The sequence below is a fragment of the Streptomyces sp. FH025 genome, assembly GCF_017427025.1.
Taxonomy (GTDB): domain Bacteria; phylum Actinomycetota; class Actinomycetes; order Streptomycetales; family Streptomycetaceae; genus Kitasatospora.
The window spans coordinates 1-12,217 of the sequence record NZ_JAFLNG010000172.1; the positions used below are offsets into that span (position 1 = coordinate 1).

The window sequence follows — 12,217 nt, forward strand, 5'->3', positions numbered from 1 at the left end:
CGAACAGGCGGCGGGGATCCGTGCGGATCCGGCGCCGCCTTCGGCATGCCGGGGCGGCCGTAGGCGTAGGCGCCGGCGAGCTCCCGGGGCGGCCCACCATTCGAACGCATCGGCCCCAACAAAACAAACGGCGCGTTCGGTTTTGTATTGACAAACCGCGCGTCCTGTTTTTGACTGGACATGGTTGACGAGGGTGTCTGGTCGTTGTGAGGGGTGGGGACGGGTGGTCCAGGAACGCTCGGAACGAACGCGCGGGCGACTGGTGGAGGTGGGAGCGGCGCTCTTCGACCGCCACGGCTACGCCGGCGCCACGCTCGGGGAGATCGCCGCGGGTGCCGGAGTGACGAAGGGTGCGCTGTACTTCCACTTCGCGTCCAAGGCGGCCCTGGCCGGCGCGGTGTTCGAACAGGCCGAGCGCTCACTGAAGGACACCTGTGCCGCCCTGCTCGTCTCCTCCTCACCCTTGCAGGCGCTGATCGACGCGGCCTACTGGCTGGTCGACGCCCTGGAATCGGACGCGGTGATCCGGGCCGCCTTCCGGCTCGGCCGCGACGGCGGCGACTGGCAGACGTCATCACCGCCGTCACAGCCGTCCCACCCGCCGCAGCGGTCCAACGCCCTCGACGGCGTACGGGGCTTCCACGGGGTGTGGGCCGGCGTCGTCCGGGAACTGCTGTCCGGTGCCCGCCGGGAGGGCGAACTGCACGACCGCGCGGGCGGACTCGGCCCCGAGGCCCTGGTGGTGACGGCGGCCTGCGGCCTGGAGGTCGCCTTCGCCGACGGCTGCCCCGCCGAGGAACGCGCCCGACGGGTCGGCGCCCTGTGGGACTGGCTGCTGCCCTGCCTCGTCCCGCCGGGCGGCTCCGACGGGTACCGCACCGCCCCGGCGGCCCCGCAGGCCGCCTGACGTACGCCGCCCCCGGCACCCGTCGTCGCGGGGGCCGGGGGCGGCGCAGCGGTGCGTCAGCGCAGCGGTGTGATCAGCTCTCCTCGGTCTGGTTGCGGGCGGTGGCCGCGCGGCGCCGGACCTGGCGGAGCACCAGGCCGCTCAGGGCGATCAGCCCGCTACCGGCCCCACCGGCGGCGAGGGACGGCGAGCCGACCTCCGCCAACAGGTCCTGGACGTCCGCCTGCGGCGGGATGGGGTAGCCGCCGGGGTGTCCCGGGTGGTTCGGGCAGCCCCTGCCGCCGCCCCTGTTCCAGTGGTCCTTCGGCGGGCAGGGGGAGACCGCCACGCAGACCTCGACGGGCGGGCTCTCCACCAACTCACCCTGCGGGTCACGGGCGGTGGCCCGGGCGGTGTTGGTGATGCTGCCCGCTTCGGCGTCCGCCTCGGTGACGACGTAGGTGCCGTGGCAGGTGGTGCTCTGCCCCGGCTCCAGGGTGGTCCGGTCGCAGGTGACCGGCTGGACCCGGTCGTCGTTGACGGTCACGGAGGTCAGGGTGGTGTTCCCGGTGTTGGTGACGGTGTACGTGTAGGTGATCGTCTCCCCGGGGTGCACCGCCCCGGTCGCGTCGGCCCGCTTGGTCAGGGCCAGCGAGGGGACATTGGTGCCCACGTTGACGGTGGCTTGGGCGGGCGGGCTCTGCACGGTCTGGCCCTGGGGGTCGGTGCCGGTGGCGTGCGCGGTGTTGGTGACGTGCCCGGCCTGGCCGTCCGCCGCGGTGATCACGTAGCTGCCGTGGCAGGTGCTGCTCTGGCCGGGGTTGAGGGTGGTCGGGGCGCAGGTGACCGAGGTGACGTGGTCGTCGGTGACGGCGATGTTGGTCAGGGTCGCGGTGCCGGTGTTGGTGACGGTGTACGTGTAGTTCACCGTGTCACCGACCTGGAACGGGCCGGGTGTGTCGGGTTGCTTCGTGACCTGCAGCCTGCCGACGCCGATGACGGTGACGGTCGCCTGAGCCGGGGGGCTCTGGACGGTTTCGCCCTGGTGGGTGGTACCGGTGGCGTGGGCGGTGTTGGTGACGTGCCCGGCCTGGAGGTCGGCCGCGGTGACGACGTAGCTGCCGTCGCACCTGGTGCTCTGCCCCGGGTCGAGGGTGGTCTGGCCGCAGGTGACCGAGGTGACGTGGTCGTCGGTGACGGCGATGTTGGTCAGGGTCGCGGTTCCGGTGTTGGTGACGGCATAGGTGTAGGTGACGGTGTCACCGACGTGGAACGGGCCGGTCGTGTCGGGTTGCTTCGTCAGTTCCAGCGCGCCCACGCCGATCACCGTGATCGTGGCCTGTTCGGGCGAGCTCTGGATGCTCTGGCCTTGGGGGTTGGTGCCGGAGGCCCGCGCGGTGTTAGTGACGTGCCCGGCCTGGAGGTCGGTCGTGGTGACGACGTAGCTGCCGTGGCAGGTCGTGCTCTGTCCCGGGTTGAGGCTCGTCTGGGCACACGTCACCGAGGTGACGTGGTCGTCGGTGACCGTGATGTTGGTCAGGGTCGCCGTCCCGGTGTTGGTGACGGTGTAGGTGTAGTTGACCGTGTCCCCGACGTGCACCGGGCCGGGTGTGTCGACCCGCTTGATCAGCTCCAGCAGGCCCACGCCGATGACCTCCAGTGTCACCTCTGCGGGCGGGCTCTCGACGGTCTCCCCCTGCGGGCCGGTCGCCGTCGCCACAGCGATGTTGGTGACGTGCCCGGCCTGGAGGTCGGCTGGGGTGACGACGTAGCTGCCGTGGCAGGTGGTGCTCTGGCCGGGGTTGAGGGTGGTCTGGCCGCAGGTCACCGGGGTGAGGTCGTCGGCGACCGCGACGTTGGTGAGCGGCGCGGTGCCGGTGTTGGTGACGGTGTAGGTGTAGTTGACCGTGTCGCCGACGTGGACCGGGCCGAGGGTGTCGGCCTGCTTGGTCAGCTCCAGCTTGCCGACGCCGATCACGGTGATCGTGGCCTGTTCGGGCGAGCTCTGGATGGTCTGGCCCTGGGGGTCGGTGCCGGTGGCGTGCGCGGTGTTGGTGACGTGCCCGGCTTGCAGGTCGGCACCGGTGACGACGTAGCTGCCGTGGCAGGTGGTGCTCTGGCCGGGGGTGAGGCTCGTCTGGGTGCAGGTCACCGGGGAGACGTGGTCGTCGGTGACCGTGATGTTGGTCAGGGCCGCGGTGCCGGTGTTGGTCACGGTGTAGGTGTAGTTGACCGTGTCGCCGACGTGGACCGGGCCGGGTGTGTCGACCCGCTTGATCAGCTCCAGCAGGCCCACACCGGCGACCGGCAGCGTCACCTCGGCGGGCGGGCTCTGGACGGTTTGACCCTGGGGGTCGGTGCCGGTGGCGTGGGCGGTGTTGGTGACGTGCCCGGCTTGCAGGTCGGCACCGGTGACGACGTAGCTGCCGTGGCAGGTGGTGCTCTGGCCGGGGTTGAGGCTCGTCTGGGCACACGTCACCGACGCGACGTGGTCGTCCGTGACGGCGATGTTCGTCAGGGGCGCGGTTCCGGTGTTGGTGACGGTGTAGGTGTAGTTGACCGTGTCGCCGACGTGGACCGGGCCGAGGGTGTCGGCCTGCTTCGTCAGCTCCAGCTTGCCCACGCCGATGACCTGCAGCGTCACCTCCGCGGGCGGGCTCTCGACGGTCTGCCCCTGCGGGCCGGTGGCCGTCGCCAGGGCGGTGTTGGTGACGTGCCCGAGGTCCAGGTCGGCCGTGGTGACGACGTAGCTGCCGTGGCAGGTGGCGACCTGGCCGGCGGTCAGCGTGGTGTTGTCACAGGTGATCGGGGTGACGTGGTCGTCGTTGACCGCGACGTCGGTCAGGGTCGCCGTTCCGGTGTTGGTGACGGTGTAGGTGTAGTTGACCGTGTCCCCGACGTGCACCGGACCGGGTGTGCTGGCCTGCTTCGTCAGACCGATCGAGGCGGGGCCGATGACCGTCACGGTGGCCTCGGTCGGCGGCGAGTCGACCGGTTGGCCGTTCGAAGTCCCGTGCGCCTGGGCGTGGTTGGTGACCTTCTCGGCCTGCGCGTCGGCTGCGGTGACGACGTAGGTGCCCTTGCAGATGGTGCTGTCCCCGGGGCTTCCGGCCGGCGCCAGCACGGTGGCGGCGCAGGTGATGCCGGTGGCCTTGTCGTCCGTCACGGTGAGCGCGTCGATCGTGGTCCCGCCGGTGTTGGTGACCACGTAGCTGTACGGGATGGTGTCGCCGACCGCGAACGGCTCGGGCGCGTCGACGTGCTTGACGATCGTCAGGCCCGGCGGGGACACCACCGGCAGGGTGACGGTGGACGGCGGTGAGGTGATCGGATTGCCGTCGGCGGTGCCGGTGGCCTGGGCGGTGTTGGTGACGTTGCCCGCGGCGGCGTCGGCCGCGGTGATCAGGTACGTCGCCGTACAGGTGACCGTCTCACCGGGCGCCAGGGTGGAGACCGGGCAGCTGACCGGACCGACCTTCGGGTCCTCGACGGCCAGGTTGTTGATCGGCACGGTGCCCGAGTTGGTCACCACGAAGTCGTACGGCACCGGCGTGCCGACCGTCAGCAGCCCGGGCAGCGGCTCGTGCGGCTGCTTGACCAGGTTCAGGGCGGGCAGTGGCGCATCGGTGCTGAGCGAGACGTTGCGGATCAGGTGCACGTCGGTGAACGAGCCGGTCGAGCCGGCGAAGCCGAACTTGTAGGTGGCGGGCACCGGCTGCGGCGCCGGCGTCTGGAGCACCTGGTGCGGGCCGGTGCCGTCGTTGAAGTCGACGTTGACCGTCAGCACCGGGGAGGGCGCGGGCGACAGGTGCACCTCGACCCGGCGGCGCGAGGGCTCCAGCAGGGTCTGCGCCTGCTCCGGCGTCACACCGGGCGGCAGCGTGGTGAGCGGGCCCTGGAGTTTGCCCGGCAGGGTCGAGGGCCACGGGCCGCTGGTGGTGAAGTTGCTGGTCGTCGCGGTCAGGAAGCAGTAGCCGTCGGTGCCGTCACCGGGGCCGCGAACGGTGACCATGTTGGCGCCGGGCGCGGGCACGCGGAAGATCGTACCGGCGGGGGAGCGGGTCGCGCAGCCGTTGCCGCGGTGCTCCCAGTCGCCGAAGTAGTTGCCGAGGACGTCCAGGCCGACACCCAGGTAACCGCGGTCGACACCGGGCAGGAAGGCGAGGTTGGGATCGTCGTTCGGGAGCTTCTGGGCGTAGCCGAGGCTGCCGCCGAAGGCACCCGGGTGGGTGAGCGAGACATCGCCGTTGACGAGGAAGAAGGAGATGCCGTCGGCGGGGGTGTTGGGGGTGGTGCTGCCGTACTGCCACTGGTCGAAGGTGACGTCCAGGCCGTTGCCGGCCGGCAGGGCCTGGTCGAACAGGACGGCGCCGCTCTCGTCGTTGCCCGATTCGGTGAGCCGCAGGTAGCCGAACGGCGCGGAGTCCAGCGGCGGCACCGGGCCGATCTCGTTGAGGGGGCAGCCGCCGAGAGGGTGGTCGCCCGGACCGGGCGTGGCGGCGGGCGCGCCGGTCAGACAGGCGTCGCCGACGGCGACGAAGCGCGGGTCCGCGGTGGCGTTGGTGAAAGTCTCCTGGAGCAGCGGTGAGCCGCCCGCACGGACACGCTCCGGAACCGCCGAGACCGGGTTCCGGGCCGGAGCCACGGCCTGGGCGAGCGGGGCGGTGAGTCCGGCGCCGAACAGCCCGAGGGCCGTCACAGTGGTTACGAGTCGGGCCGTTCGGGCACGAAGCCGTGACGGACCGCGGGTTGTTCTTGTCATATCGTCAGGTATGTGCTGTGACTACGCCCGGTTATCGCAAGATACCGACACCGGCTCTATCGGATCGCTCGGATGAGCGAGCGCGGCGTGCGGGAGGCGGCCCTGTCGGTGCAGGCTCGATACTCGGGCCGAATGTCAGTGCGGCCGGTCATGATGACGGCATGAAGGACGCAGCCGCCACGGCCACCCCCGCCCTCGCCTCCCCGCAGGCCTACGCCGACGCCGTCGCCACCGCCGTACGGGCCGCCACCGCGTACTACTCGGACGGCTCCACCCCGCTCGGGGACGACGAGTACGACGCCCTCGTCCGGGCGATCGAGGCCTACGAGCGCGAGCACCCGGACGCGGTGCTGCCCGAGTCTCCCACCGGCAAGGTCGCCGGCGGCGCGGCCGTCGGGGACGTCCCGCACAGCGCGCCGATGCTGTCGCTCGACAACGTCTTCTCGGCCGTTGAACTCGACTCCTGGGCCACCGGGTTGGAGCGCAGACTCGGCCGCCCGGTCGCCGCCTGGTGCGTCGAACCCAAGCTGGACGGCCTGGCCGTCGCCGCCCGCTACCGGGCCGGCCGGCTCACCCGGCTGCTCACCCGGGGCGACGGCCTCGCGGGCGAGGACATCACCCACGCCGCCGGAACCGTCCTCGGCCTGCCCGAGCGGCTCGCCGAACCGCTCGACGTCGAGCTGCGCGGCGAGGTGCTGCTGACCCACGAACAGTTCGAGCAGGCCAATGCCGCCCGCACCGCGCACGGCGCCACCCCCTTCGCCCACCCGCGCAGCGGCGCCGCCGGCACCCTGCGCGCCAAGGACCGCCCCTACCGGGTCGAGCTCACCTTCTTCGCCTACGACGCCCACGGCCTGCCCGGCCTCGACCACGTCGAGCTGCTGGACCGCCTGGCCGCGCTCGGCGCCAACACCGCCGCCAGCACCCAGGCCGCGCCCCGCCGCTGCGCCACGCTCGCCGAGGCGGAGCAGCGGATCGAGGAGATCGCCGCCCTGCGCGCCGCGCTGCCGTTCGGGATCGACGGCGTGGTGGTCAAGGCGGACGCGGTGGCGGACCAGGAGGAGGCCGGCTCCGGCTCCCGGGCGCCGCGCTGGGCGGTGGCCCGCAAGCTCCAGGCCCAGCACAAGGTCACCCGGCTGCTCGGGGTGGAGTGGAACGTCGGCCGAACCGGCATCATCGCGCCCCGCGCGGTGCTGGAGCCGGTGGTGATCGACGGCGTCACCGTCACCTACGCGACGCTGCACAACCCCGCCGACATCGAGCGCCGCGGCCTGATGATCGGCGACCAGGTGTTCGTCTACCGTGCCGGGGACGTGATCCCGCGGGTGGAGGCGCCGCTGGTCGAGGAGCGCACCGGCGCCGAACAGCCGATCGCCTTCCCCGAGGCCTGCCCCCGCTGCGGCGACGCCATCGACACCTCCGAGCAGCGCTGGCGCTGCGTGCGCGGCCGCGGCTGCCAGGCCGTCGCCTCGGTGATCTACGCCGCCGGGCGCGACCAGCTGGACATCGAGGGCCTCGGCGGCACCCGGGCCGTGCAACTGGTGGAGACCGGGCTGGTCGCCGACCTCGCCGACCTGTTCACCCTCACCCGCGAGCAGCTGCTCACCCTGGAGCGGATGGGCGAAACCAGCGCCGACAACCTGCTCGCCGCCATCGAGACCGCCCGGGCGCGGCCGCTCAACCGGGTGTTCTGCGCGCTCGGCATCCGGGGCACCGGGCGGACCATGTCGCGCCGGATCGCCGCGCACTTCGGCAGCATGGCCGCGATCCGGGCGGCGGACGAGGCGGCGCTGGCGGGCGTGGACGGCATCGGGGCGGAGAAGGCGGCCGTGATCGTCGCCGAACTCGCCGAGGTGGCGGGGCTGCTGGACAGGCTCGCCGAGCAGGGGGTGGGGACGGAGGTGACCGAGCCGGCCGTCGTCGTCGCGATCGATGACGAGGAAGCCGGTCCGTCCGGCCCGCTGGCCGGGCAGAGCGTCGTGGTCACCGGCAGCATGACCGGAGCCCTCGCCGAACTCTCCCGCAACGCGATGAACGAGCTGATCGAACGGGCGGGCGGCAAGGCCTCCACCTCGGTCTCCAAGCGCACCGCCCTGCTGGTCGCCGGAGAGAAGGCGGGTTCCAAGCGGGCCAAGGCGGAGGAGCTCGGCGTGCCGGTCACCACCCCGGAGGAGTTCGCGGCGCTGGTGGCCGACTTCCTCGCCTGAGCTCCTCGGCCGAGTTCGTCACCTGAAGCCCTCGGCCGAGTTCCACGGCTGAGCCGGGCCGGGAAAGCGGCTTGATCACCGGCGGTGGCGGTGCGGTAGGGTGACCGACGCCGAATACGACGCGACACGGGGAGGTGAGACCCATTACCGGTATGTCCGAGCGGGTGCTCCCGGAGCGCGGCCGTGCGGGCGCCCGGCGCGCGTAGCGCGGGCGCACCGACGCGGCGTCGGCCCTGGCGGGAGCCCTGACGGAGTCCTCCGTTCTCCTCCCGTACCTCCCCAAGGGGTTCCCTTTGCCGCTCTTCTCCTCCGCCGCTCTCCGTTCCTCGGTCGTCTCCCGGCTGCGCGCCGCCGGTTGCGTGTTCGCCGAGGACGAGGCACGGATCCTGCTCACCGCCGCCACCACCACCGCCGAGCTGGCCACCATGGTCCGCACCCGCGCCGAGGGACGGCCGCTGGAGCACGTCGTCGGCTGGGCCGAGTTCGCCGGGCTGCGGATCGCCGTCGACCCGGGCGTGTTCGTCCCGCGCCGACGCAGCGAGTTCCTGGCCGCCTCGGCCGCCGCCCGGCTCACCGGCCGCCCGGGCGAGCTGGTGGTCGACCTGTGCTGCGGCAGCGGCGCGCTCGGCGCCGCCGTGGCGGCCACCGCCGGGCACCCGGTCGAGCTGTACGCGGCCGACCTGGACCCGGTCGCCGTCCGCTGCGCCCGCCGCAATCTGGCCGGGACGGGCGCGCGGGTGTTCCGGGGCGACCTGTTCGCCGCCCTGCCCGACGAACTGCGCGGGCGGGTGGACGTGCTGATCGCCAACGTCCCGTACGTGCCGACCGGCGACATCGAACTGCTGCCGCCCGAGGCCCGGCTGCACGAGGCGCGGCCCGCGCTGGACGGCGGGGCGGACGGACTGGACGTCCTGCGCCGGGTGGCGGCGGAGGCGCCGCGATGGCTGGCCGCAGGCGGGGCGCTGCTGTTCGAGACCAGCGAGCGGCAGTCGGCGGACGCGCTGGCAGTGGCGCGGGCGGCGGGCCTGACGGCCGACGCGCGCCGGGAGGAGGAGCTGGACGCCACGGTGGTCGTCGCGAGAAGGGGCTGACCGGCCGGTCGTCCCTGGAACGTCCCGGCCGCCGCTCCTCCGGGGAGCGGCGGCCGGGAGCCGGTCAGATCCGGGGGCCGTACACGTGGTCGACCGTGATGGTGAGGAGCACCCGGCGGTCGGAGACCATCGCCTCGCGGTACTTCGCCCAGTCCGGGTGCTCGCCGCCGGCGCGCCGGTAGTAGTCGACCAGCGCCTCGACCTCGGGCCCGTTCGGGTCGAGGCCCGGCCCGGTGAGGGAGGCCGTGCCCTCGGCGGTGGCCCAGGGGCGCCCGTCGGGCGCGGTCACCTCCAGGCTGACCCGAGGGTCCCGGCGCAGGTTCGCGGTCTTGGCCCGGCCTTCCTGGGTGGAGACCAGGATGACGTTCGCCTCGCGGTCGAAGTGGAACAGTACGGGGGAGAGTTGGGGCCGTCCGTCCGCCTTGATGGTGGCGAGGACGCCGAGGCGGCTCTGCGCGATCAGCGCGTACGGGTCGAATGCGGTTGCGGTCATGGGGACATCATCGGGCTTCACACCGCGCCAAGGTCAAGATGGGGCAGGGGTGTTGCCCTGCTCGGGCCGAATGTCGGGATCCGCGGAAATCCCGATGGCGGCCGCCGTCGGGGGCTAGGGTCTGAGTCTGGACGGGGAGTGACGACCCGTCACCGAGCGCTCGTTCCGAACCGAGGGGGCACCGCACCATGGCCGCCGACCACCAGCCGAAGGAACTGCTGGAGTTCTCCGACGACTTGCACTACGAGGACGTCACCCCACTGCGGCACTTCCTGGCCGCCCGTCTCGCCGAGATCGTCGAGGCGCAGCCCGAGGGCAGCGACGCCCGCTTCGCCGCCGAGCGCCTCGCGGACATCACCGCCAACGACTGCGTCCAGCTGGGGGACCTGCTCGGCGCCTGGTCGGAGGTGGTCGTCGAGGGCCGGGTCGACCAGCCGGGGCAGACCCAGCGGCTGCGCCAGGACGTGATGATCTGGTGGGGGCGGCTCTGCGTGACCGCCGACCGGTTCCGCGACCACCCCGACCACCGGTCCCGCTGGCGCGCGTTGCAGTTCATGAACCTGGCGCACGCGGAGTTCATGGCGAGCCTGACCGACGCGGCCGGCGGGACGTACGGGGACGGGGCACACCCGTAGGGAGTGCGCCGGAGATCAGGGCCGGTCTCTCGGATCCTCGTCGGACCCGGCGAGGATCCGAGAGACGGGTCTACTCGGCCGCCAGGGCGGCGAGGCGCTCCGGGGTGGGGTCGGCGGCGAGGGTGAAGCAGACCACGTTGAGGCGGACCGGGGCGAGCAGCCGCAGGCCGTCGATCGCCGTGACGGCCTCGCCGAGCGCGCGGGCGCCGGCGACGCAGCGCTCCACGATCTCCCGCTGGCCAGCCCGCCCGTAGGCGCGCAGGGTGAACCAGGCGGCGAGGGCGCGCAGCCGGTGCGAGTTCTCCGGGGTGAGGTGCACCAGGTCGGGGTGCTCGCCGAGAGGGCCGAGGTAGGCGGCGGCGTTCCGGAAGACCCGGGCCTGGAGGTCGGGGCGGCGGGTGAACTGCACGGCGCTGTCGTAGGGCACGTTGAGCCACTTGTGCAGGTCGACGCAGACCGAGTCGGCCCGGTCCAGTCCGGCCACCAGGTCGGCGTGCTCGGGCGACAGCGCGGCGAAGGCGCCGAACGCGGCGTCGACGTGCAGCCAGAACCCGTACCGCTCGCGGAGGTCGGCGATCGCGCGCAGGTCGTCGAAGTCGACGGTGTTCACCGTGCCGGCGTTGGCCACCACGATGCACGGGCCCTCGGCCTCGGCGAGCGCCCGCTCCAGCGCGGCCACGTCCACCGCCTCGCGGCCGGGCAGGACGGGGACGACGGTCAGCGCCCGGCGGCCCAGGCCCAGGACGGACAGCGCCTTGGAGACACTGGAGTGCGCGCTGCCGGACAGCACCCGCACCCGGCCCAGCGCGGCGGCGCCGTCCTCGGCCACGTCCACGCCGAGCCGCTCACCCAGCCACTCGCGGGCGATCGCCAGGCCGACGGTGTTGGACATGGTCGCGCCGCTCACGAAGGTGCCGCTGTGCGCGGGGGAGAGCCCGAACAGCTCGCGCAGCCAGCCGACCGTCTGCCGCTCCAGGTGCTGACCGGCCGGGTCGAGCGAGGAGTTGGAGTTCTGGTCGGCCGCCGCCGTCAGCCAGTCGCCCGCCAGCGCGGCGGGGGTGGAGCCGCCGGTGACGAAGCCGTAGTAGCGCGGCCCGACACTGGCCGACAGCCTCGGTTGCCAGCGCTCGGCGAACTCCGTCAGCGCCGCCGGCAGGCCGCCGCCGTGCTCGGGCAGCGGCTCCGCCGCCGGCGGCTCCGACCGGGGCGGGATCACCGGGCGGTCGTCGAGGCCCGCGAGGAAGGCCAGCGCCTGCTGCCGGGTTTCCTCCAGGAGGGCGGGCAACCGGTCGAGGTCGGCGGCGAGTTCGGGGTGCATCGGGGTTCTCCGTTGATTGGTGGTGCGCCTGAGGCTAGCGGCCGAGCGGGGTGCCGTCCCGGGCCAATCCGAGGCCGGTGGCCTGGACGGAGCGGTCGAGGTCCTCCGGCCTGGCTGCGACGTGGGAACCGAACGTCAACCTCTGGCCGGGTTTCACCCGGGAAGTTCGGCCCGGCGCACGGCCTTGGAGACCAGAGCGGGGAGCGCGCCGAGGCAGGAGAACACGCCGCAGCCGACGAAGACCGGGGCGGCGCCCCAGGCGCCGATGGCGGCACCGACCAGCGGGTAGCTGAGCGGCGCGAGGCCGACCATGGTGAGCATCACGACGGAGGTGACCCGGCCGAGGTAGCCGGGGTCGGCCGCGGTCTGGATCAGGGCGTTGCCCAGGCTGCCGAGGACGCCGGCGGCCAGTCCGACCAGTGCGGCCAGCAGCGCGGCCGCCCACAGGGCCGGGACCAGCGCCATGGCGGCCGCTCCCACGCTGGCGGCCAGCAGGGTCCCGGTCATGGTGAGGCCGGCCCGGGGCAGTCGGCCGACGACGGCGAGCAGGGCGGCACTGGCGGCGGCCCCGGCGCCGAAGCTGCTCACGATCCAGCCGTAGCCGGACGCGCCCCAGCCGCGTTCGGCGTTGAGCAGCACCATGCCGACGTTGAGGGTGCCGGTGAGCCCGAGCTCGCAGACGGCCCCGGCGGCGACCAGCGGGCCGATCAACCGGTGGCGCCGGATGTAGCGCAGGCCGTCGACCAGGTCCGCGCGTACGGTGCCGTGGCGGGCCGGGGCCTCGCCGGGGCGCGCTTCCACCTCGCCGGGGGGCGCTTCCAGCGG

At 73.2% G+C, this 12,217-nt stretch carries 9 protein-coding genes; 4 read left to right on the top strand and 5 right to left on the bottom strand.

The annotated features are described in order from the left end of the window. Positions 1-182, bottom strand: a 182-nt coding sequence (locus tag J0670_RS14870) for a hypothetical protein (RefSeq protein ID WP_207812038.1), incomplete at its 3' end; no start/stop codon positions are given. Between the two features lie 41 nt (positions 183-223). Between J0670_RS14870 and J0670_RS14875 the strand changes: the two genes are divergently transcribed. Continuing rightward, complete coding sequence (locus J0670_RS14875) at positions 224-907, top strand: ScbR family autoregulator-binding transcription factor (protein WP_207812039.1); 684 nt, start codon at positions 224-226, stop codon at positions 905-907. Positions 908-980: 73 nt separating this feature from the next. Here the strand turns inward: J0670_RS14875 and J0670_RS14880 are convergent, their stop codons facing one another. Beyond that, positions 981-5,585 (bottom strand): DUF11 domain-containing protein, encoded by a 4,605-nt coding sequence (locus tag J0670_RS14880; RefSeq protein WP_207812040.1) that lies wholly within the window; start codon positions 5,583-5,585, stop codon positions 981-983. Positions 5,586-5,809: 224 nt separating this feature from the next. Between J0670_RS14880 and ligA the strand changes: the two genes are divergently transcribed. Together ligA and J0670_RS14890 are read left to right on the top strand one after the other, a co-directional pair. Then, the gene (gene ligA, locus J0670_RS14885; RefSeq protein WP_207812041.1) at positions 5,810-7,855 is read left to right on the top strand and encodes an NAD-dependent DNA ligase LigA; all 2,046 of its coding nucleotides are present in this window, start codon (positions 5,810-5,812) and stop codon (positions 7,853-7,855) included. 293 nt (positions 7,856-8,148) lie between these two features. Further along, a complete protein-coding gene (locus J0670_RS14890; RefSeq protein ID WP_207812042.1) occupies positions 8,149-8,946 on the top strand; it encodes a putative protein N(5)-glutamine methyltransferase in 798 nt (265 codons plus the stop codon). A 64-nt stretch (positions 8,947-9,010) separates the two neighbouring features. On the opposite strand, the gene J0670_RS14895 is transcribed toward J0670_RS14890, so the two are convergent. After that, positions 9,011-9,439: a PPOX class F420-dependent oxidoreductase gene (locus tag J0670_RS14895; protein ID WP_207812043.1), complete on the bottom strand. Its 429-nt coding sequence runs from the start codon at positions 9,437-9,439 to the stop codon at positions 9,011-9,013. Positions 9,440-9,627: 188 nt separating this feature from the next. On the opposite strand from J0670_RS14895, the gene J0670_RS14900 reads away from it, so the two are divergent. Further along, positions 9,628-10,074: a hypothetical protein gene (locus J0670_RS14900; RefSeq protein WP_207812044.1), complete on the top strand. Its 447-nt coding sequence runs from the start codon at positions 9,628-9,630 to the stop codon at positions 10,072-10,074. A 70-nt stretch (positions 10,075-10,144) separates the two neighbouring features. On the opposite strand, the gene J0670_RS14905 is transcribed toward J0670_RS14900, so the two are convergent. Both J0670_RS14905 and J0670_RS14910 read right to left on the bottom strand, forming a co-directional pair. Further along, entirely contained in the window at positions 10,145-11,392 is a 1,248-nt protein-coding gene (locus J0670_RS14905; protein ID WP_207812045.1) for a pyridoxal-dependent decarboxylase, read from the bottom strand. Positions 11,393-11,545: 153 nt separating this feature from the next. Beyond that, on the bottom strand, positions 11,546-12,217 hold a 672-nt coding region (locus J0670_RS14910), incomplete at its 5' end, for an MFS transporter (RefSeq protein WP_374223105.1).

Bases quoted from the DNA above. Each gene is read 5' to 3' on its own strand.
- ligA (WP_207812041.1), top strand. From the start codon at position 5,810: ATGAAGGACGCAGCCGCCACGGCCACCCCCGCCCTCGCCTCCCCGCAG.
- J0670_RS14895 (WP_207812043.1), bottom strand. From the start codon at position 9,439: ATGACCGCAACCGCATTCGACCCGTACGCGCTGATCGCGCAGAGCCGC.
- J0670_RS14900 (WP_207812044.1), top strand. From the start codon at position 9,628: ATGGCCGCCGACCACCAGCCGAAGGAACTGCTGGAGTTCTCCGACGAC.
- J0670_RS14905 (WP_207812045.1), bottom strand. From the start codon at position 11,392: ATGCACCCCGAACTCGCCGCCGACCTCGACCGGTTGCCCGCCCTCCTG.